The organism is Streptomyces sp. NPDC037242 (genome assembly GCF_055604165.1).
On record NZ_JBVJUY010000042.1, the window covers coordinates 12,447 to 32,098 of the forward strand.

The 19,652-nt window shown below is 71.9% G+C and carries 21 protein-coding genes; 6 read left to right on the top strand and 15 right to left on the bottom strand.

Annotated elements, in window-relative coordinates:
* Window positions 1–137: 137 nt before the first annotated feature.
* From ACZ7GJ_RS34295 to ACZ7GJ_RS34305, 3 genes are read right to left on the bottom strand one after another with little or no spacing between them, the layout of a single operon-like run.
* Entirely contained in the window at window positions 138–1,181 is a 1,044-nt protein-coding gene (locus tag ACZ7GJ_RS34295) for a zinc-dependent alcohol dehydrogenase family protein (RefSeq protein WP_470757337.1), read from the bottom strand.
* Window positions 1,182–1,215: 34 nt separating this feature from the next.
* Window positions 1,216–1,911, bottom strand: coding sequence for a lysoplasmalogenase (locus ACZ7GJ_RS34300; RefSeq protein WP_470757339.1), 696 nt, complete (start codon window positions 1,909–1,911; stop codon window positions 1,216–1,218).
* Window positions 1,908–2,825 (bottom strand): sterol desaturase family protein, encoded by a 918-nt coding sequence (locus tag ACZ7GJ_RS34305; protein WP_470757341.1) that lies wholly within the window; start codon window positions 2,823–2,825, stop codon window positions 1,908–1,910. Before ACZ7GJ_RS34305 ends, ACZ7GJ_RS34300 begins: the two co-directional genes overlap by 4 nt.
* 113 nt (window positions 2,826–2,938) lie before the next feature.
* Here ACZ7GJ_RS34305 and ACZ7GJ_RS34310 point away from each other — a divergent pair, with 113 nt between their 5' ends.
* Window positions 2,939–6,034, top strand: coding sequence for an NACHT domain-containing protein (locus ACZ7GJ_RS34310; protein ID WP_470757343.1), 3,096 nt, complete (start codon window positions 2,939–2,941; stop codon window positions 6,032–6,034).
* Window positions 6,035–6,065: 31 nt separating this feature from the next.
* Here ACZ7GJ_RS34310 and ACZ7GJ_RS34315 read toward each other — a convergent pair whose 3' ends face one another.
* Genes ACZ7GJ_RS34315 through ACZ7GJ_RS34330 form a run of 4 tightly spaced genes read right to left on the bottom strand, consistent with a single transcriptional unit; the run spans window position 6,066 to window position 10,267 of the window.
* On the bottom strand, window positions 6,066–7,289 hold the full coding sequence (locus ACZ7GJ_RS34315; RefSeq protein ID WP_470757345.1) for an amidohydrolase family protein: 1,224 nt from the start codon (window positions 7,287–7,289) through the stop codon (window positions 6,066–6,068).
* Entirely contained in the window at window positions 7,286–8,572 is a 1,287-nt protein-coding gene (locus ACZ7GJ_RS34320) for an amidohydrolase family protein (RefSeq protein ID WP_470757347.1), read from the bottom strand. Before ACZ7GJ_RS34320 ends, ACZ7GJ_RS34315 begins: the two co-directional genes overlap by 4 nt.
* Before the next feature lie 11 nt (window positions 8,573–8,583).
* The gene (locus ACZ7GJ_RS34325) at window positions 8,584–9,468 is read right to left on the bottom strand and encodes an SDR family NAD(P)-dependent oxidoreductase (protein WP_470757349.1); all 885 of its coding nucleotides are present in this window, start codon (window positions 9,466–9,468) and stop codon (window positions 8,584–8,586) included.
* A 1-nt stretch (window position 9,469) separates the two neighbouring features.
* On the bottom strand, window positions 9,470–10,267 hold the full coding sequence (locus ACZ7GJ_RS34330) for an acetoacetate decarboxylase family protein (RefSeq protein ID WP_470757351.1): 798 nt from the start codon (window positions 10,265–10,267) through the stop codon (window positions 9,470–9,472).
* A gap of 125 nt (window positions 10,268–10,392) precedes the next feature.
* Between ACZ7GJ_RS34330 and ACZ7GJ_RS34335 the strand changes: the two genes are divergently transcribed.
* The 5 genes from ACZ7GJ_RS34335 to ACZ7GJ_RS34355 all read left to right on the top strand — a co-directional run bounded on the left by ACZ7GJ_RS34335 (window position 10,393) and on the right by ACZ7GJ_RS34355 (window position 14,074).
* Complete coding sequence (locus ACZ7GJ_RS34335; protein ID WP_470757353.1) at window positions 10,393–11,043, top strand: TetR/AcrR family transcriptional regulator; 651 nt, start codon at window positions 10,393–10,395, stop codon at window positions 11,041–11,043.
* 43 nt (window positions 11,044–11,086) lie between these two features.
* On the top strand, window positions 11,087–12,064 hold the full coding sequence (locus ACZ7GJ_RS34340) for a DEDDh family exonuclease (RefSeq protein ID WP_470757355.1): 978 nt from the start codon (window positions 11,087–11,089) through the stop codon (window positions 12,062–12,064).
* Between the two features lie 84 nt (window positions 12,065–12,148).
* Window positions 12,149–12,382 carry a hypothetical protein gene (locus tag ACZ7GJ_RS34345; RefSeq protein ID WP_470757357.1) on the top strand — a complete coding sequence of 78 codons (234 nt, stop codon included), beginning with the start codon at window positions 12,149–12,151 and terminating at the stop codon, window positions 12,380–12,382.
* Window positions 12,383–12,510: 128 nt separating this feature from the next.
* Window positions 12,511–13,308, top strand: coding sequence for an SURF1 family cytochrome oxidase biogenesis protein (locus ACZ7GJ_RS34350; protein WP_470757358.1), 798 nt, complete (start codon window positions 12,511–12,513; stop codon window positions 13,306–13,308).
* A 10-nt stretch (window positions 13,309–13,318) separates the two neighbouring features.
* Window positions 13,319–14,074: an SDR family oxidoreductase gene (locus ACZ7GJ_RS34355; protein WP_470757360.1), complete on the top strand. Its 756-nt coding sequence runs from the start codon at window positions 13,319–13,321 to the stop codon at window positions 14,072–14,074.
* Window positions 14,075–14,104: 30 nt separating this feature from the next.
* Here ACZ7GJ_RS34355 and amaP read toward each other — a convergent pair whose 3' ends face one another.
* From amaP to ACZ7GJ_RS34395, 8 genes are all read right to left on the bottom strand, one after another.
* Window positions 14,105–14,671: an alkaline shock response membrane anchor protein AmaP gene (gene amaP, locus ACZ7GJ_RS34360; protein WP_470757362.1), complete on the bottom strand. Its 567-nt coding sequence runs from the start codon at window positions 14,669–14,671 to the stop codon at window positions 14,105–14,107.
* The gene (locus ACZ7GJ_RS34365; protein WP_470757364.1) at window positions 14,668–15,213 is read right to left on the bottom strand and encodes a DUF6286 domain-containing protein; all 546 of its coding nucleotides are present in this window, start codon (window positions 15,211–15,213) and stop codon (window positions 14,668–14,670) included. Before ACZ7GJ_RS34365 ends, amaP begins: the two co-directional genes overlap by 4 nt.
* Window positions 15,210–15,614 (bottom strand): Asp23/Gls24 family envelope stress response protein, encoded by a 405-nt coding sequence (locus tag ACZ7GJ_RS34370; RefSeq protein WP_470757366.1) that lies wholly within the window; start codon window positions 15,612–15,614, stop codon window positions 15,210–15,212. Before ACZ7GJ_RS34370 ends, ACZ7GJ_RS34365 begins: the two co-directional genes overlap by 4 nt.
* Window positions 15,615–15,621: 7 nt before the next feature.
* Complete coding sequence (locus tag ACZ7GJ_RS34375; protein ID WP_470757368.1) at window positions 15,622–15,819, bottom strand: hypothetical protein; 198 nt, start codon at window positions 15,817–15,819, stop codon at window positions 15,622–15,624.
* Between the two features lie 50 nt (window positions 15,820–15,869).
* Window positions 15,870–16,301, bottom strand: a complete 432-nt coding sequence (locus ACZ7GJ_RS34380; RefSeq protein WP_470757370.1) for an Asp23/Gls24 family envelope stress response protein — start codon at window positions 16,299–16,301, stop codon at window positions 15,870–15,872.
* Between the two features lie 150 nt (window positions 16,302–16,451).
* Entirely contained in the window at window positions 16,452–17,231 is a 780-nt protein-coding gene (locus tag ACZ7GJ_RS34385) for an enoyl-CoA hydratase/isomerase family protein (protein WP_470757372.1), read from the bottom strand.
* A 153-nt stretch (window positions 17,232–17,384) separates the two neighbouring features.
* Entirely contained in the window at window positions 17,385–17,606 is a 222-nt protein-coding gene (locus ACZ7GJ_RS34390; protein WP_018518904.1) for a helix-turn-helix domain-containing protein, read from the bottom strand.
* 341 nt (window positions 17,607–17,947) lie between these two features.
* A complete protein-coding gene (locus ACZ7GJ_RS34395; protein ID WP_470757375.1) occupies window positions 17,948–19,546 on the bottom strand; it encodes an ABC-F family ATP-binding cassette domain-containing protein in 1,599 nt (532 codons plus the stop codon).
* Window positions 19,547–19,652 lie beyond the last annotated feature (106 nt).

Here is a 19,652-nt window from a genome sequence, read left to right on the forward strand (position 1 = left end):
GTTTTTCCCCCCCAGGCTTTTCTTCCGGTTTGTTGGAGACGCGGGGAGGGCTGGAGGGGGGGGGGGGGGGGGGGCGAGGGGGGGGGCGGGGGGGGGTTCCCCCCCCCCCCGGCCCTCTCGCCTTGGCCCCTACGGGGTCAGGGCTTGATCATCACCTTGAGCGCGCTGCGGTCGTCCATCGCGCGGTAGCCGTCGGGGACCTCGTCCAGGGAGACCGCCCGGTCGAAGACGGGCGCCGGGTCGATCGCGCCGCTGAGCACGTCCGCCAGCAGTTCCGGGATGTACGCGCGGACGGGGGCCACACCGCCGCGCAGGGTGATGTTACGGTCGAACATGACGCCCAGGTCGAGGCCGGTGCCGCTGCCGTGCGGGACGCCGACGTAGCCGATGGCCCCGCCGTCGCGGGTGATGTTCACGGCGGTGCGCATGGACTCCTCGGTGCCGACCGCCTCGATGACGGAGTGCGCGCCCTGCCCCCCGGTGAGCTCGCGTACGGCGGCCTGCGCGGCCTCGCCGCGCTCGGCGACGACGTCGGTGGCCCCGAAGAGCCTCGCGATGTCCGTACGCGCGGTGTGGCGGCCCAGTGCGATGATCCGCTCGGCGCCGAGGCGCTTGGCCGCGAGGACGCCGCACAGGCCGACCGCGCCGTCACCGACGACGGCGACCGTGCCGCCCTTGCGGACACCCGCGCCCAGCGCGGCGTGGTGCCCGGTGCCCATGACGTCGGAGAGCGCGAGCAGCCCGGTCAGCAGGTGGTCGTCGGACGCGGCCTCGGCGGGCAGCTTGACCAGGGTGCCGTCGGCGTGCGGGACGCGGACGGCCTCGCCCTGGCCGCCGTCGTGGCCGACCGAACCCCAGAAGCCGCCGTGCTCGCACGAGGTGTACAGGCCCTCCGAGCAGTAGTCGCAGGTGCCGTCGGACCACATGAAGGGGGCCACGACGAGGTCGCCGGCGCGCAGGCCCGAGACGGCGGAGCCGGTCTCCTCGACGACGCCGAGGAACTCGTGGCCGATGCGCTGGCCGGGCTGGCGCCGCGCCTCGCCGCGGTAGGCCCAGAGGTCGCTGCCGCAGATGCAGGCACGCAGGACGCGGACGACGGCGTCCTCGGGGCGCTGGATCGCAGCGTCGGGCACCTCCTCCACGCGGATGTCGTGCGGGGCGTGGATGACGGTGGCGCGCATGGTGGTGCAGTCCTCCGGCTCGGGGATAAGTCGTTCAGTCTTGTATGACTTCCCTACCGTACGCCTGCGCGGCGGGGAGCGCGCCGGAGGCCAGCAGGTACTGGGCCGCGAGGTACGTGGCCATGATCCAGAAGTCGGGGCGGGGCAGCTGCGGCCACTCGGCGACCCCGGTGGCGATCAGCGTGTCGGAGATCAGGAACAGCGCCCCGCCGAGTCCCGCCGCCCGGCCGAGGGCACTGGAGCGGTAGGCCATGGCCGTGAGCAGCAGGCTGTACCCCGCGACGGGCACGCGCAGGTCGGCCGGCAGATCGCCCCAGAGCAGCGCGACGGTCCCGACGAGCGCGACGGCGTACGCGCCCCCGAGCGCGGGGCTCGTCCTGCCCCGGCCGAAGAGCACGAGGTAGCAGACGTGCCCGGCGGCGAAGGAGCCCATGCCGACGAGGAAGGCGGCATCGGCGTCGAAGAGCAGGGCCAGGTCCCCGCCCCACCCGAACAGCAGGGCCGCGACCAGCAGTCGGGGCGCGCCGCGGGTGATCACGTACGCCACCAGCAGCGGCATCAGCAGCGGCTTGGCGAGGACGTGCCCGAGGTGCCAGCCGGCCAGCAGCGAGCCGAGGTCGGCCGCGGCGGCGGCTCCGAAGGCGCCGAGCAGCACCCGTCCGGCGAAGCCGGCCCCTGCGGCTGCGGGGCGGGCCGCCCAGGACGGCGTACGCGATTCGGTGGCGCTCACGCGACGCGCTCCTGATCCGGGGCGGGGGTCTGGGCGGCGGGGGCCGGGGCGGGGGTCTGAGCGGCGGCGGTCGAGGCAGAGGGCTGCGCGGGCTGCCAGCCGGGGCCGCCGAAGACGCGCCCGGCGCGCTCGCGCCAGCTGTCGGCGGCGCGTACGTCCCGCGCGATGGAGGCGTACTCGTGGGTGGCGACCCGCAGCGGGTTGTAGGTGTTGATGTTCTTGGTCAGGCCGAAGACGGGCTTGTCGGTCTCCCCCACCCAGGAGCCGAACATCCGGTCCCAGACGATCAGGATCCCGCCGAAGTTGCGGTCCAGGTAGCCGCCCTGGGAGGCGTGGTGGACGCGGTGGTGGGAGGGGGTGTTGAGGACGTACTCGAAGGGCCGCGGCAGCTTGTCGATCCGCTCGGTGTGGATCCAGAACTGGTAGACGAGGTTGACCGAGTAGCAGAACGCGATGGCGGCCGGGTGCACGCCGAGGGCGATCATCGGCAGGTAGAACGGCCAGGAGGTGGCGCTCGTCCAGGGCTGGCGCAGGGCGGTGGTGAGGTTGAACTTCCGGCTGCTGTGGTGCACCACGTGGCAGGCCCAGAGGATCCGGATGACGTGGTGCCCGCGGTGCTGCCAGTAGTAGCAGAAGTCCTGCGCGAGCAGCATCAGCGGGAAGGTCCACCACAGGAACGGCACGCGCAGCGGCGTCAGCTCGTACACGGCGGTGTAGATCGCGACGACCGGGATCTTCCAGAGCAGGTCGAAACCGATGCTGCCGAGTCCCATGCCGACGCTGGTGACGGCGTCCTTGGTCTCGTACCCGGCGGCGTCCTCGTCGGGATGGATCCGGTAGCTCACCAACTCGATGACGGTGAGCAGTACGAAGGCTGGTATGGACCACAGCACGACATCGGGCAGGTTCGGCATGTCCGCACCATAGAGGCGCTCGGGGGCCGCCGCTAGGGGTTGTTACCGATCGGTATCCATCGGGGTTACCGCGGGTTCGCGAGATGATGTCCCGGCCAAGGGGAGGGCGGGGAATGACGGGCTTCGAGACGGTTCTCTTACGGGTGGCGGGCACGGCGGCGGGCGCTGCGGTGAAATCGCTCCTGGCACGGGCGCCAGGAGCGGGGCTGGCGGCGGATCCGGTCGTTCCGGCGCCGCGCTGGCGCAGGCCGCCGGCGGAGCTGGGCGAGGTGGAGGTGCGGCGGCTGGCGGAGGTCCTGGCGGCCCGCATGGAGGAGGCCACCGCGCACCTCCCCGAACACGAACGCCTCGCGGCGGTGGACGCGGCCGGCGACGCCTTCGCCGGGCTGGGCCCGCTGGACGCCGCGGCCCTCTTCGCGGCGGACCTCGACCCGGCGGCCCTGGCAGCGGCCCTGCCGCCTCCCCCTCCGGGGCTGAGCGGGGCGGCCGAGGCCCTGTACGGGCGGCTGGTCGCGCTGTGCTGCACCCACGCGGTCGAGTACGTGACGACCCTGCCGGGCTTCGGGGCCCGGGCGGACGTGGAACTGGTACGCCGCACCGGCGAGTTGGCCCGGGCGGTGGACCGGCTGGCGGCGGACCGCCCCGACGGGGCCGCGTACGCCTTCGAGCAGCGCTACTGCGAGTACATCGCCCAAGCACACGGGCGGCTGCGACTCTTCGGAGTGACCTTCAGCAAGTCACGGCAGGAGTGGCCCTTGGACCTGGCGTACGTCAGCCTCGCCGTGACCGATGAGGAAGACAGCCTGCCGGGAACGCGGGGGCCGAACCGCAGATCGGCAAGGGTGGAGGAAGCCCTGCCCGGAGCCGGACGCATCCTGCTGAGGGGGCCTGCCGGATCGGGGAAGACAACGCTCGTCGACTGGTTGGCGTTGAACGCCGCCCGCCGATCGTTCAAGGCCGAATTGCAGGACCTGAACCTGTGCGTTCCCTTCGTGCTGCGTCTGAGGTCGCTCACGACCGGGGCCAGCCTCCCCGCTCCGCACGAGTGGCTGCGCATGTCGGGCGTCCCGTTCACACCCCCGGCGACGTGGGTGGAGGACACCTTGACCAGCGGGCGTGCGCTCGTCCTGATCGACGGGGTTGATGAAGTCCCACAATTGTGGCGGGACCACACGGAGCAGTGGCTGCGCTCGCTGACGGCCGCCTATCCGCACGTCCGCTACGTCGTCACCACGCGCCCTTCCGCCGTGCCCGAGGACTGGTTGGCCCGTCAGCGGTTCTCCTCACGGACGCTGCTCCCCATGGAGGGGCGCGACGTCCGCGCGTTCATCTCCCACTGGCACGAGGCCGCCCGTTCCGAATGCGCCTCCACCGCGGACCGCGAGCTTCTCACGACGTACGAGGCAGCACTCGCCCGAGCGGTCGGCACCCGCAACGACCTGGGCCGTCTGGCGACCAACCCGCTCATGTGCGCACTGATCTGCGCCCTGCACCGTGACCGGAGGATGCAACTCCCCAGGGCGCGCAAAGAGCTGTACGACGCCGCCCTCGACATGCTGCTCGTCCGGCGCGACAGCGAACGGGACATCGAGCAGGTCGAAGGCGTGCACCTCGGGCGGGAGGAACAGACGGTCTTCCTCCAGCGGCTCGCGTACTGGCTGATCCGAAACGGCAGGGTGGAAGCCTCCCGGGACGCCGTCGTGGAGATGCTGGCCCAATGGATGCAATCCATGCGCCACGTGACGGGAGAACCGGAGCAGGTCTTCCGGCATTTGATGAATCGCAGCGGACTACTGCGTGAGCCCGCACCGGGTGCGGTGGACTTCGTACATCGGACCTTCCAGGACTACCTGGGTGCGAAGGCCGCCGTGGAGGAACGCGACTTCGGAGTCCTCATCCGCAACGCGCATGACGACACGTGGCACGACGTGATCCGCATGGCGGTGGGACACGCCCGGGTCGCGGAACGGGGTGAGCTCCTCTGCGACCTCATGGACAAGGCCCAGGGGGTCACCGGGCGGGAGCGCAATCAGCTGACCGTGCTCGTGGCCGCCTGCCTGGAGCACGCCCCCGAGCTCTATCCGGGCGTCCAGGAGGAGGTGGCGGCGTTCACGGCTCTGCTGCTCCCGCCGAAGGATTTCGCCGCGGCTTCGGAATTGGCGACCGTGGGGGAGATGGTTCTTGAGCTCCTGCCCGGCCCGGACGGGCTGGACGGCTATGAAGCGGCTTCGACCATCGCTGCGGCCTGGGAGGTCGGCGGCCCCAGGGCGCTCGATGTCATCGCCCGGTTCCGCCACGACGCGCGACCGGAGGTGGTTCGCAGTCTGATCGCGGGCTGGGACCGATTCGACCCGGCCGAATACGCCCGCGACATCCTTTCGCATGCGGTTCTGGCCGATCAGTTCGTAACGGTCACGACGGTCGACCAGATCGCCCGCCTCACGCAACTGCCGCATGCCGCAAGGGTGAACCTGTCGGGCGACCACGGCCTTCCGCAGGAGATCGTGAACCGCCTGATCCTCACGGGCCTCATCCTCGATCAGAATCCGTCGCTCACCGACCTGGGCCCGCTCACCCGGTTGACCCACCTCAGCGATTTGACCTTGTCCAAATGCCTCAACCTGCAGGACCTGTCGCCCCTGGCGGAGCTGCCGCTGCGATCCCTCACCCTCTCGCGCATCCCGGATTCCCTCCCGCTCGGCTCGATCAGCGCACTTTCGGGTCTGACAGAGCTGGCGATCAACTACGTGGCCCCGCTGCAGCGGATCGGAAACCTGCCGGTTTCCGGAGACCTGCACACGCTCACCTTGTGGAGCGAGGCCTGCCACATCTCCCTGGACGGCCTCGACCGCTGGCCGAACCTGAGGCGCCTGGCAGTGCCGGGAGAGCGGCGGGCCCGGCAACTGCACAACCTCCCGTCCGTGCCACCGCTCACCAGCCTCCAGCTGATGAAGGCGTTGGTGGAGCCGGAATCCCTGCTCCGCCACGACCGGTTGAAGGAGCTCCAGTTCACACAGTGTTCGTTCGGGTCGTCCCTGGATCCCCTGCGCGACCTGTACGACCTGGAAGTACTGCAGATCGGGTTCTGTGAAACGCCCGCGGACCTGTCTCCCCTGGTGCATGCCGACAATCTCGTCATCGAGATCTACGGCAACAGTCCGGTCATCGGAACCGAGGACATCCCGCCGGAGCGGATCAGGTTCATGTAGCCCCTCTCCGCCCCGGCGGGAACCGTCGGTGTCACCAGACCCGGACCGAGCCCCCTCGGGCGAAGGCCGGGCTGGTGGCCTCGGGCGGGACCTCGGTGAGGGGCTCGGCGATCTCCGAGACCAGCGGCCCGTACTTGGCCGCGACCGCGTCCAGCAGCGTCAGGTCGAAGCCGTAGACCCGGGACGCGTTGCCGCCGACCATGGCGGCCACCTCCTCGCGCGGGAGGCCCGCGTAGGCGATGCGCAGACCCTCCCGGGAGTAGGGGGTCGTGCCCTCGTCATGGGGGTAGTCGCTGCCCCACATGATCTTGTCGAGGCCGATCCGCTCCCGCAGCGGGACCTCGTGCGGACGCATGAAGCTCGCGCCGACGAAGCAGTTGTCCCGCCAGACCTCGCTCGGGCCCCTGCCCATCGCGTCCGCCAGGCCCGCCCCGAACTTGGACTCGGCCGTGCCCGAAGCCGCGACCAGGCGGCCGTGGTAGTAGTCCAGCATCTCCATCACGCCCGGGATCCAGCCGGAGCCCTGCTCCGTCAGGACCAGCTTGAGGCCCGGGTGGCGGTGGAAGGCGCCGCCGAAGACGAGGTGCCACAGGGCGCGGTGCGAGAACCAGGTCGTCTCGACCATGAAGACCGCCCGGGCCGCGGGTTCGTCCCCGAGCGGGGGCGAGGCCGAGCCGCCGTGGTGGTTGACCGGGACGTCGAGCTCGTCGCACACCGCCCAGATCGGGTCGTACACCGCCGAGTAGAGCTCCGGGACGGTGGAGCCGGGCGGTACGCCCGGCAGCAGGATGCCGCCCGTGAGGCCCGCCTCCTTCGTACGGCGGATCTCCTTCACCGCCGCGTCCACGTCGTTCAGCAGGATCTGCACCACGCCCGCGCGCCGCCCCGGCGCATCCGCGCAGAAGTCCGCCAGCCAGCGGTTGTGGGCCTGGAGCCCCGCCCAGCGCATCGCGTACTCCCCGGCCGTCGGGGGCTGGGCCATCAGGGAGGCCTTGGGGAAGAACGGCGGGATGGTGTTCGGGAAGAGGACTTCCGCGACGATGCCGTCCGCCTCCAACTCCGCCAGCCGTCGCGCCGAGTTCCAGTTGCGGTCCGCCGTGTCCGCGAGGAGGTCCTCGTACGGGTTCACGTAGGTGGCGGCCCAGGCGTCGAACTCGTCGTGGTACCGCTTCTCCAGGTACGGCTTGTAGTCCAGCAGGTCGGCGCCCGCGTGGCAGTCCGCCGAGATGACCGTGTAGCGGTCGTCGGACGTCACTGGTTCACCCCCAGCACCGGGAAGTCGTTGTCCGTCAGCCAGTGGCGTCCCACGTCCCGCGAGCGGGCCCAGGAGGCCTCCACCGCCGCCTGGTCGGGCGACTGGCCCAGCTCGGCCGGGGTGGGGCCGATCCGTTGGGCGATCGGGGCCAGCTCGGCGGTGTCGAAGCCGAAGACCTCGGCCGCCGCCAGGCCCAGCATCCGGCGGGATTCCGCGACCGGGATGTCGTGGAAGGTCTTCTTCAGCCAGGTGCGGGTGTTGGGCCAGGTGCCCTCCGGGTGCGGGAAGTCCGAGCCCCACAGGATGTTGTCCACGCCGATCTCGTAGCGCTGGGCGAGTTCCCGGCGCTTGGTGTTCGTCGCGCAGATGAAGACCTGGCGGTCCAGGTACTCGCTCGGCGGCCGCTTCAGCTCCGCGAACGGCGAGAGCTTCTTGCCGCCGTGCGCGCCGAGGTAGAGCCGGTCCATGAACCACAGCTGGTTCGGCAGCCACCAGCAGCCCGACTCGGCGACGCCGAACTTCAGGCCGGGGTGCCGCTCGAAGACTCCGGACCAGAGCAGGAACCACAGCGGCCGGGCCGGCCACCAGGTGACCTCGGAGACGTAGATGCCGAGGTGGTCCCCGTACTCGTGGCGGGGAGCGGCCCCCGAGTGGGTGACGATCGGCATCGCGGTCTCGGCCGCCGCCGCCCACACCGGGTCGTAGCGGCGGTCGTGGTACGGCGCCTTGTCCACCCACATCGAGGGGATCATCAGCGCGCCCAGCCCGGACTCCTTGGCCCGGTGGATCTCGGCGACGACCTTCGACGGCTCGCCGGTGATGGGCAGCAGGGCCACCCCGCAGTGGCGCTCGGGGTTGGCGGAGACGAACTCCGAGAGCCAGCGGTTGTGCGCCTGGGCGCCCGCCATGCCGAGCTCGGGGTCCTGGTCGCCGGAGAGCCCGAGGCCCACTCCGAAGGGGGCGGCGGTCTGGCTGTCGACGGCGTCCGCGTCCGGGAAGACGACCTCGGCGGCCACGCCGTCGCCGTCGAGTTCCTTGAGCCGCTGGGTGGAGTCCCAGCCGCCCTTGAGGCCCTCCTCGTGGTCGTGGAACCACTTCTCGGCGAAGGCCTCGTTGCGCACGCCCAGCCGGGTGGCCTCCTCGCGGCGGGCGTCGCGCTGGCCGAGGAACTCGTCGAACTGGGGGTGGAAGCGGGAGTCGAGGTAGGGGCGGTACTGCTCGGTCGGCAGGCCCGCGTGGCAGTCGGAGGAGATGATCAGGTACGGGTCTTCGTACGCGTTCACTGCGAGGCTCCTCAGTCGAGGATGAAGCTTTCCAGGTAGGCGGGGTTGGCGCGGTCGAGCATCGACTGCGACCTGGCGCGGATCTGCCGGTCGCTGTGCTCGCTGGCCGGGAGCATCCAGAAGCGGTCGGCGCGGATGCCGTCCACGACGTGGTCCGCGACCTCCTCGACCGGGGTGAAGTTCACCTCGTGTCCGGCCTGCTTCATCGCGGCCTCGTACTGGTCGAGGCTGCGGTACGGGGTCTTGCGCGGCCGCTCCTTGGCATAGCGCTCGGGCCGGTTGCGGTGCGACTCCCACAGCCCGGTGCGCAGCATGTGCGGTCCGGGGAAGAGGACGGAGGCGCCGATGTCCGCGCCCTCCGCCTTGAGGTGGGCGTAGAGGGATTCGGTCATGGTGACCACGGCCGCCTTGGTGACGGCGTACACGGAGGCGGTGGGCAGCGGGGCGATCCCGCCGTCGCCGGAGGAGGTGTTGACGACGTGGCCGGGGCCGCCGGCCGCGATCATGCGGGGCACGAAGGCCTGGATGCCGTGGAAGACGCCCCAGACGTTGACGGAGAAGGCCCACTTCCAGTCGTTGGGCTCGTGCTCCCACATCCGGCCCTCGGCTCCGGAGCCGACGCCCGCGTTGTTGCACAGGACGTGCACGGCGCCGAAGGTCTCGTACGCGGCGTCCGCGAGGGAGAGCACGGAATCGCGGTCGCTCACGTCGACGAGCCGGGCCAGCACCTGCGCCCCGTCGGCGGTGAGCTCCTCGGCCGCCTTGCGCAGGGCGCCCTCCTCCACGTCGGCGAGGACGACCTTGAGGCCCTCGGCGGCGAAGCGGCGGGCCATGGCGAGGCCGATGCCGCTCGCGGCTCCGGTGACCACGGCCACCTGTCCGGATTCGAGGCGCATCTCACACACTCCCCTCGGGCGGCCCGTCCATGATCTGCATGGGGTCGTCGTAGCGCTGGTGGATGTAGGGGAGCAGGGCCTGGGCGCTGACCCGCTCGACGACCCTGCCCTTCTGGTCGGTGGTCTTCTCGCCGATGGTGATCTCCACGATCCTGCGTACGGGGAGGTCGGCGATGGGGTCGAACATCGACTCCCGGAGCACCACGTCACCGGTGATGTGCTCCAGCTTGCGGACCTTCTCGTTGCGCGTGCAGTGCACGAGCACCGGATCGGAGTCGAATCCCGAACCGTCCACCGCGGGAAGGAACTTGAAGTAGAAGTCGGTCTTCACCGTCGGCTCGGGCAGCGGCAGTGCGCGGTCCACCGCCCCGCGCACCTCCACGAAGGCGATCCCGTGCCGGGCCAGGGCGGCCCGTACGACGAGCCCGTCGCGCTCGACGGTGACCTCGCCCAGCTTCTTCGGCTCGCCGAAGACCTCGCGGCCGCCGACGAGGGCGCGCTCGTGTGTCATCGGCATGACCAGCGGGTACCAGCCCTCGACCCCGTCGTGCTGGGCGGCGACGGCCACCGAGCCGGCGCCGAGCGGGTAGCCGGGCAGGTCCACCTTGCTGATGTTGGCCCGTACGAGGGGCCGTTCGGCCGGCTTGAGCGGCGGCGGCAGCACCGCCGCCACCACGTCCGGGTCGCTCTCCCACACGGCCACCACACCGGTGGACCAGATGTCGGGGAGCTTGGAACTCTTCTCGCGCGACGCCGCGATCTCGGCCTCGGTGCGCGCTCCGTACCGTATGCGTGCCATGAATCGCACCACCCTCGTCTTGAGCGGGGTCAGGTCTGTAACACAGTTACACCGACACCGATGAAGGGTAAATACCCCTGCACCGACGAGAACTGACGGACCGACAGAAACGTAGGGCGGATGCCATGGCCAGAACCACCCTCACCCGCGGCGAGGTGCTGGACGCCGCCGCCCTCCTCGTCAAGCAGCACGGTCCGGCCGCCCTCACCATGCGCAAGCTGGCCGCCGAGCTGGGCACGGCGGTGACCTCGATCTACTGGCACGTCGGCAACCGCGAGTCCCTGCTCGACGCCCTCGTGGAGCGGACCGTGCAGGACATGGGCGCCATCCGCCCGGCCGGCCGCACCCCCGCCGAGCGGATCCACTCGGTGGCCGGGATCCTGCGCCGCGAGCTGCGCGAGCGCCCCCACCTGATCGCGATGGTCCACGAACGGGGGCTCACCGACCGGATGTTCCTGCCCGCGCAGCAGGCGCTGGTCCACGAGGTGCACGGGGCCGGACTGCGCGGCGCCCGGGCCGCCGATGCGGTGCGCGCGATCCAGTTCCAGATCATCGGCTTCGTGCTGGTGGAGCGCAATCGCGAACGCTCCCCCGCACAGTCCCCCGCCGAGAGCGAACTGTGGGACCCGGCCGACGCCCCCCACGACCCGCCGCTCGCCCGCGCCCTGGCCAGCCCGGCGGATCCCGAGCACCTCTTCCAGCTCTCGGTACGGGCCCTGGTCGCGTCCCTGCTGCGGTCCGGAGCCGACCGCCCGCCCCCGGCCGGACGCCCGTGACGGGGCATCGGGCCCCGGCTGTCGGTCCGGGCCGATATCCTCTGTGACCATGCTCGCCGACCGTACGACCGCAGAGACGACGTGGCCGACCGCCTACCCACAGGGGTACGCGGTCGTCGACGTGGAGACCACCGGGCTCGCTCGTGACGACCGGATAGTCTCTGCCGCCGTCTACCGGCTCGACGCCCAGGGCAACGTGGAGGACCACTGGTACACCCTGGTCAACCCGCAGCGGGATCCAGGACCGGTGTGGATCCACGGGCTGACCAGCGACATGCTCCAGGGCGCGCCGCTCTTCAAGGACATCGCCGAGGAGTTCGCCGGCCGGCTCGCGGACCGCGTGCTCGTCGCGCACAACGCGATCTTCGACTGGCAGATGATCTCCAGGGAGTACGCGAGGGCCGCCGAGACCGCGCCGGTCCGTCAGCGGCTGTGCACCATCGCCCTGTCGAAGGAGCTGAACCTCCCGCTGCCCAACCACAAGCTGGAGTCGCTCGCCGCACACTTCGGCGTGGTCCAGCAGCGCGCGCACCACGCGCTCGACGACGCCCGGGTCCTGGCGGAGGCGTTCCGGCCCTCGCTGCACGCGGCCGCGCGGGACGGCGTACGGCTGCCGCTGCTGGAGTGCCGGCCGCTGACGGAGTGGTCGGACTCCCCCGCCGCCCCGCGCATCGGGTACCAGGCGTCGTACGGGAGCGGCAGCTGGCGGCCCTCGCGCAAGCGGCCGCCGTGCCCGCACCCGAACCCTGGACGCTACGAGGACGGCAAGCCGCTCAAGCAGGGCATGCGGATCGCCTTCTCCGGCGACACCTCGGTGGACCGGGAGCTGCTGGAGGACCGCGCGGTGGAGGCGGGCCTGCACATCGCGACGAGCGTGTCGCGGCTCACGAGCCTGCTGGTGACCAACGACCCGGACTCGGCCACCTCCAAGACGGTCAAGGCGAAGTCCTTCGGCACGCCGGTCGTGGACGAGGCCGCCTTCACCCAGCTGCTGCGGGACGTGGCCCCGGCTCAGGACTGAAGCATTGGGCCGGCCGGGTGCAGGCGGGGCGACTCACCCCGGTGGATCTTGTTCCGGTCGGCCGCCCTGCGCAGCATGCGGCGCATGGCACGTTGCGAAGTCTGCGGGAACGACTACGGCATGTCCTTCGAGGTGCACGCGCAGGGCGCCGTGCACGTCTTCGACTGCTTCTCCTGCGCCATTCACCGCATGGCGCCCATCTGCGAGCACTGCCGGGTCCAGATCATCGGACAGGGCGTCGAGGTCCAGGGCAAGTGGTTCTGCGGCGGGCACTGCGCCCGCGCGGAGGGGAAGGTGGGCATCACCGACCGCGTCTGACCCCCGCCGCCGCCCGGCGCTCCCCGTCCGCCCCCTTCCCCTCCCTTTCCTCTCCCCCTCCAGCCCACGCGACCCCGGACGGCCACCCGGCCGCCGGGGTCCTCGCCGCTGGGGGTACCGTCGTGGGCGTGTACCGCTTTGTGCTGACCCGGCAGTGGGTGTGCCTCACCCTGATCGGCCTCGTCCTCATCCCCGCGATGATCAAGCTGGGGTTCTGGCAGTTCCACCGCCATGAGCACCGGGTCGCGCAGAACGAGCTGATCGCCGCGAACCTCTCCGCGAAGCCGGTCCCCATGACCGAGGTCACCTCCCCCGGCCACCGGGTCCCGCGCGCCGACTTCTGGCGCGCCGTCACCGCCACCGGCACGTACGACCCCGCGCGCGAGGTCGTCGTACGGATGCGCACCTCCAACGACGACAAGGTCGGCTTCCAGGTCATCACCCCGCTCGTGCTCGCCGACGGCCGGGCCGTGCTGGTCAACCGCGGCTGGGTGCCCGGCGGCGACGACCCGCGCGCCTACCCGCCGGTCCCGGCCGCGCCCTCGGGCGAGGTGACGGTGACCGGACGGCTGAAGGCCGACGAGACCAGCGGCGGCAGCGGCATCAAGGACCGCAAGGGCCTGCCCGACCGCCAGGTGATGCTCATCAACAGCGAGCAGCAGCAGGCGTCCCTGGGCAAGCCGGTCCTGGGCGGTTACCTGGAGCTCACCGCCCCGGTCCCGCAGGACGGCGGCCCCGAGGCGGTCGCCGAACCCGACCACGACTCGATCGGCCCGCACATGGCCTACGCCGTCCAGTGGTGGCTGTTCACCCTGGGCGTCCCCGCGGGCTGGGTGGTCCTGGTCCGCCGCGAGAAGCGCGACCGCGAGGAGGCGGCGGCGAAGGAGGCGGCGGCTTCCGCGGACCTGGAGCCGACGACCGCGTAGCGTTGGCCGCATGGATCTTGGACTGAAGGACCGCGTCTACGTCGTCACCGGCGCCACCCGGGGACTCGGCTACGCCTCCGCCCGCGAACTGGCGGCGGACGGCGCGAAGGTGATCGTGACCGGCCGGGACGGGGAACGCGCCGAGCGCGCGGCCGCCACCCTGGGCCCCGACGCGCTCGGCGTGGCGGCGGACAACGCCGACCCGGCGGCGGCCGCCCGGCTGATCGCCACGGCCCGCGAACGCTTCGGCCGCTTCGACGGGATCCTCATCAGCGTCGGCGGCCCGGCCCCGGGCTCCGCCGCGGACAACACCGACGAGCAGTGGGCGGCCGCCTTCGAGTCCGTCTTCCTCGGGGCGGTCCGCCTCGCCCGCGCGGCGGCGGCCGAGCTGGGCGAGGGCGGGGTCATCGGCTTCGTCCTGTCGGGTTCGGTCCACGAGCCGATCCCGGGCCTCACCATCTCCAACGGACTGCGCCCCGGCCTCGCCGGCTTCGCGAAGTCCCTCGCGGCGGAGCTCGGCCCGCGCGGGATCCGGGTGGTCGGCCTGCTGCCGGCCCGGATCGACACCGACCGGGTCCGGGAGCTCGACGCCCTGTCCGGCGACGCGCAGGCGGCCCGCGCGGGGAACGAGTCCCGCATCCCGCTGCGCCGCTACGGCACCCCGGAGGAGTTCGGCCGCACCGCCGCCTTCGTGCTCTCCCCCGCGGCCTCCTACCTGACGGGCCTGATGCTCCCGGTCGACGGCGGCGCCCGGCACGGCTTCTGACGCCGCCTCCTCACCGCCGGGCGCGGCGCTCTACGTGACCCGCTGCGCCCGGTGGGCGGTGACCTCCAGGCGGGCCTCCGCCGGCAGCTCGGCCAGGCCCGCCGAGGTGCGGGCATGTTCGAGCACCGGCCCCGCCAGCCCGGCCAGCGCGTCGGCCGGTACCGCGTGGGGCTCCAGCTCCAGCGCCACCCGCAGGTACGGCGCGCCCCGGCGGCCCAGCAGCGCGACCCGGCACCGCGCGACCCCGTCCAGGGCGCCGGCCTCCGCCGCCACCGCTTCCTCCAGCGCCCGGCCCCGCAGCACCGCGAAGGCCCCGTCCCCGGTGTCCACCACCACCGCGGCCAGCCTGGAGCGGCGCAGCTGGGACAGCAGCCACCAGAGCGCCAGCAGCACGCACAGCCCGAGCCCGGCCAGCACCGCCCACGCCCACCAGCCCTCGGTGTGCCAGTACCGCCGCCGCGTCCCGGCGCTCAGCAGCGGTGCGTGGCGACCGCCGAGCGGCGGCGAAGCCGTCAGCAACCACACCCCGGCCGCCAGCAGGACGAGCCCGCACAACGCCAGCAACGCCCTGTTCACGGCTCCGAGCAGCGCGCTCACCCCGTGCCCCCGGCGGCGCGGTCCACCCGTACCCGGGGCTCCACGGGGTGCGCCAGCCCGAGCTCCTCGATGCCGACGGCGAGCACCGCGTCCAGGTCGGCCCGTACGTCCTCCAGCTCGCGGAAGTGCGATGCGGCCCGGACCGCGATGTGGGCCCGGCCCACGCGGACCCGTACCGAGCGGACCCCGGACACCTCCATGGCCCGGTCCCGCAGCACCTGCGCGGCGGCCTTGCGCTCCAGCCCGGCGCGGACCCCGGCGTTCGCGGTGCGCATCGGCAGCACCCCGCGCAGGCCCGGGGTGACGGCGAGCACCAGGAGCACGGCCCCGGCCACGGCGAGGACCCCGCCCGCGACCAGCACTCCGAGGTCCGCCGGGGTGTGCAGCTCCAGCCGTCGGGCGAGCTCGCTGCGCCAGTGCATCCCGGGCCGGTGGGCCCGTACGGCGGCCAGGTCGTAGAGGAACAGGCCCGCCGCTCCCAGCACCGCGAGTGCGGTCAGGGCGGCCGGGACCCGCCGGGCGGAGCGGAACCGGGCCGTCACCGCAGCCGCCGGACCCGGCCGGTGGCGGGCCCCGCCTGCGGGGCGTGGAGGTGCTCGATGTCGATGTCCACCTCGGGCACGGCCATCGCCGCGTACGCCTCGATACGGTCGGCTACCTGCTTGCGCACGGCCGCGCACTGGGCGGCGAGGTCGGAGGGGTAGTCGAGCTCCAGGCTGACCCGTACGCGTGCGATGTCGTGGTGCACGGTGACGGCGGCGTGCGGCGGGGCGGGGGCCGGCCGGCCGCCGCGCTGCGCGGCGAGCGCCTCCCGGGCGGCCTGCGCGGCGATCTTGGCCACGACCCGGTCGGCGATACGGGTGGCCCCCCGGTCGGCGGCGGCCACCCGGGGCGGGGTGGACCGGGGCGGCGGCGCGGCGCCGGGTGTGCGCGGTGTGCTCATCGGGCGCTCACCCGCGCCGGTCGTCGCGGTCGCGGTCGCGGGGGCGGAAGAAATCGCCCGGTTCGAGGTCGCCGTCGAGGAACCGGCCGGCGACGAAGCCGATGGCGCCGAGCGCGGCCACCAGCAGAAAGGCCCCGAAGCCGCCGAAGTACCCGGCGAACCCCAGTGCCATGCCGGCCAACAGGCCGGCGACCGCCATGCTCATGCGGGCTCCCTTCGTCAAAAGGAACGGCTGGAGGAACGGCTGGGGGACGGCTACTGGAGCCGGGACTCCGGCTCCTCGTCTTCCTCGTCCGGCAGTTTGACGTCGCTGACCGCGATGTTGACCTCGACGACTTCCAGACCGGTCATCCGCTCGACCGCAGAGACGACGTTCTCACGGACCGCCCGGGCCACGTCCCGGATCGACACGCCGTAATCGACGACGATCTCCAGGTCGAGGGCGGTCTGGACCTCGCCGACCTCGGCCTTGACGCCCCGGCTCACGGCCGCCTTGGACCCGCCGGGCACCCGGTCGCGGACGGCGCCGAAGGTGCGGGAGAGGCCGCTGCCGCTGCCCATCGCGTGGACGCCGACCACCTCGCGGGCTGCCAGACCGGCGATCTTCTCGACCACTCCGTCGGCGATGGTGGTGCGGCCCCGGTCGGCAGGGTCCTTGGCGGCGCTCCCTGGAGCGGATTCGGTCATCGGGTGTCCCTTCGCGCGTGCGGGCTCCCGACCACCGTAAGGCGGCGGGCCCGGCGGCGCGCGGGACCAGGGGGTGTCACCGGCCGGGCCGGACCACCCGGCGACCGGACCACCCGGCGGGCGGTCCGGCCCGGGACACGGCGCCGCGGGTCAGTCGGAGACGCCGGCCAGGTCGCGCAGACGGCGGGCCTGCGCCGCGCGCTCGGCGGTGCGCTGTTCGTCGTACGGGCGGGACCCGGCGGCGCGCAGCAGCGCCTTGGTCTCGATCACGGCGTCCCGCGGCGGGGCCAGCAGGGCCGTGGTGAGGTCCTGGACGGCGGCGTCGAGTTCATCGGCGGGGACGACCAGGTTGGCGAGGCCGACGCGCTCGGCCTCCTCGGCGTGCACGAAGCGGCCCGTGGCGCAGATTTCGAGCGCGCGGGCGTAGCCGACGAGGGAGGTCAGCGGCTGGGTGCCCGCGAGGTCGGGGACCAGGCCCAGGCTGGTCTCGCGCATGGCGAACTGCACGTCGTCGGCGACGACGCGCAGATCGCACGCGAGCGCGAGCTGGAAGCCGGCACCGATCGCGTGCCCCTGCACCGCTGCGATGGAGATGATGTCGTTGCGCCGCCACCAGGTGAATGCTTCCTGGTATTCGGCGATGGTGGAGTCGAGCAGTTCGTCGGAACCGCGCGCCAGGTCAAGGAAGGAAGGCTCGCCCTCGAAACCCTCGGGGGTGAAGGCTTGCCGGTCGAGCCCTGCGGAGAAGGACTGGCCCTCGCCGCGCAGCACGACGACCCGGACGGTGCCCGGCAACGACCGTCCAGCCTCCGCCAACGCCCGCCAGAGCGCGGGGGATTGAGCGTTTCGCTTGGCCGGATTGGTCAGTGTCACCGTGGCGACCGTGTCGTCGACGGTGAGCCGTACGCCGTCCTTGTCGAGCAGAGCCATCTGTATGCCTCCGGTGTGCAGGCGGCCGCATTCTCGGCCTAAGTGACTGCACAGTAACCACCCAGCCGACCATGGGGTCGACCGGGGGTCACCGAAGGAACCGTCGGAACTGAAACCGCTGGATCCATTGGAACCAAGTGTGGAACCGGTGGGTCAGGCCGTAGCCGCCTTCTTGCCGCGCGTCGCGCCACCGCGACCGCGCAGCGTGACTCCGGACTCGCTGAGCATCCGGTGGACGAATCCGTAGGACCGGCCGGTCTCTTCGGCCAGCGCCCGGATACTCGCACCGGAGTCGTACTTCTTCTTCAGGTCTGCCGCGAGCTTGTCGCGCGCGGCGCCGGTTACCCGGCTGCCCTTCTTCAGAGTCTCGGCCACCCGTGCCTCCTCATGGGAAGTGCGCTCTGGACTTCTCATGATCACCCCTCCCACGCTTCCTGGCCACCCATTCAGCAAGGTCAGTACGACAGCATTTCCCGGGGAGTGGACGCACGAGCAGAACGGAATCTCCTCTTCCGCCGCATGACTTCCGTCACACCCCTCCGCGCTCGGCGGGAATCACCAGGTCAGGGGCCGAACGCGGAAAACGAGGGGCCCCGGTCACACACCCGTGCGGATGCGGCCGGGGCCGTCGAACAGCGTGCAACGGTACGAGACCGTCTCACTCAGATGATGGATCACGCCTGAGCCGAATGATCCATAAGGAACTGGATCACACCTCAGGCGAGCGCCACGAGGTCCCGGTAGTCCGGGCCCCACAGGTCCTCCACGCCGTCCGGAAGCAGGATGATCCGCTCCGGCTCCAGCGCCTCGACGGCGCCCTCGTCGTGCGTGACGAGGATGACCGCGCCCTTGTACGTGCGCAGCGCGCCCAGGATCTCCTCGCGGCTGGCCGGGTCGAGGTTGTTGGTGGGCTCGTCGAGCAGCAGCACGTTGGCGGAGGAGACGACCAGGGTGGCCAGCGCCAGACGGGTCTTCTCACCGCCGGAGAGCACGCCCGCGGGCTTGTCCACGTCGTCGCCGGAGAACAGGAAGGAGCCGAGGGTCTTGCGGACGGCGACCAGGTCCAGGTCCGGTGCGGAGGAGCGCATGTTCTCCAGCACCGTGCGCTCGGGGTCCAGGGTCTCGTGCTCCTGGGCGTAGTAGCCGAGCTTGAGGCCGTGGCCCGGGACGACCGTGCCGGTGTCGGGCTTCTCGGTGCCCGACAGCAGGCGCAGCAGGGTGGTCTTGCCGGCGCCGTTGAGGCCCAGGATGACGACGCGGGAGCCCTTGTCGATGGCCAGGTCGACGTCGGTGAAGATCTCCAGCGAGCCGTACGACTTCGACAGGCCCTCGGCGGTCAGCGGGGTCTTGCCGCAGGGCGCCGGGTCGGGGAAGCGCAGCTTGGCGACCTTGTCGGAGACGCGGACGGCCTCCAGGCCAGCGAGCAGCCGGTCGGCACGCTTGGCCATGTTCTGGGCGGCGACGGTCTTGGTCGCCTTGGCGCGCATCTTGTCGGCCTGCGAGTTCAGGGCCGCGGCCTTCTTCTCGGCGTTCTGGCGCTCGCGCTTGCGGCGCTTCTCGTCGGCCTCGCGCTGCTGCTGGTAGAGCTTCCAGCCCATGTTGTAGACGTCGATCTGGGACCGGTTGGCGTCCAGGTAGAAGACCTTGTTCACGACGGTCTCGACCAGGTCGACGTCGTGGGAGATCACGACGAAGCCGCCGCGGTAGGTCTTCAGGTAGTCGCGCAGCCACACGATCGAGTCGGCGTCGAGGTGGTTGGTCGGCTCGTCGAGGAGCAGGGTGTCGGCATCGGAGAAGAGGATCCGGGCGAGCTCCACGCGGCGGCGCTGACCGCCGGAGAGGGTGTGCAGCGGCTGGCCGAGCACCCGGTCGGGCAGGCCGAGGGCGGCCGAGATGGTCGCGGCCTCGGACTCGGCCGCGTAGCCGCCCTTGGTCAGGAACTCGGTCTCCTGGCGCTCGTACTGGCGCATCGCCTTCTCGCGGGTGGCGCCGGAGCCGTTGGAGATGCGCTCCTCGTTCATGCGCATCTTCTTGAGCAGGACGTCGAGGCCGCGCGCGGACAGGATCCGGTCGCTGGCCAGGACGTCGAGGTCGCCGGTGCGGGGGTCCTGCGGGAGGTAGCCGACCTCGCCCGAGCGGGTGATGGAGCCGGCGGCGGGCTGGCCCTCGCCTGCGAGGCACTTGGTGAGGGTGGTCTTGCCCGCTCCGTTGCGGCCGACCAGGCCGATGCGATCGCCCTTGGCGATGCGGAAGGAGGCGGACTCGATGAGGACGCGGGCGCCGGCGCGCAGCTCGACGCCGGTGGCGGTGATCACGGAAATACTCCAGGGCGGGGTGGGGACGGCGGAAGGGGGGCAGGACGCGAAGCTTCGACGCCGCTAATCCGCGAGGAGATTTGCCATGACAGTCATTCTACCGGGG

Excerpts from the sequence above, each read along its gene's own strand:
- ACZ7GJ_RS34325 (WP_470757349.1), bottom strand. The coding sequence starts at position 9,468 with ATGCGCCTCGAATCCGGACAGGTGGCCGTGGTCACCGGAGCCGCGAGC.
- ACZ7GJ_RS34385 (WP_470757372.1), bottom strand. The coding sequence starts at position 17,231 with ATGGCTCTGCTCGACAAGGACGGCGTACGGCTCACCGTCGACGACACG.
- ACZ7GJ_RS34355 (WP_470757360.1), top strand. The coding sequence starts at position 13,319 with ATGGATCTTGGACTGAAGGACCGCGTCTACGTCGTCACCGGCGCCACC.
- ACZ7GJ_RS34295 (WP_470757337.1), bottom strand. The coding sequence starts at position 1,181 with ATGCGCGCCACCGTCATCCACGCCCCGCACGACATCCGCGTGGAGGAG.
- ACZ7GJ_RS34380 (WP_470757370.1), bottom strand. The coding sequence starts at position 16,301 with ATGACCGAATCCGCTCCAGGGAGCGCCGCCAAGGACCCTGCCGACCGG.
- ACZ7GJ_RS34305 (WP_470757341.1), bottom strand. The coding sequence starts at position 2,825 with ATGCCGAACCTGCCCGATGTCGTGCTGTGGTCCATACCAGCCTTCGTA.
- ACZ7GJ_RS34330 (WP_470757351.1), bottom strand. The coding sequence starts at position 10,267 with ATGGCACGCATACGGTACGGAGCGCGCACCGAGGCCGAGATCGCGGCG.
- ACZ7GJ_RS34370 (WP_470757366.1), bottom strand. The coding sequence starts at position 15,614 with ATGAGCACACCGCGCACACCCGGCGCCGCGCCGCCGCCCCGGTCCACC.
- ACZ7GJ_RS34345 (WP_470757357.1), top strand. The coding sequence starts at position 12,149 with ATGGCACGTTGCGAAGTCTGCGGGAACGACTACGGCATGTCCTTCGAG.
- ACZ7GJ_RS34310 (WP_470757343.1), top strand. The coding sequence starts at position 2,939 with ATGACGGGCTTCGAGACGGTTCTCTTACGGGTGGCGGGCACGGCGGCG.
- ACZ7GJ_RS34375 (WP_470757368.1), bottom strand. The coding sequence starts at position 15,819 with ATGAGCATGGCGGTCGCCGGCCTGTTGGCCGGCATGGCACTGGGGTTC.
- ACZ7GJ_RS34335 (WP_470757353.1), top strand. The coding sequence starts at position 10,393 with ATGGCCAGAACCACCCTCACCCGCGGCGAGGTGCTGGACGCCGCCGCC.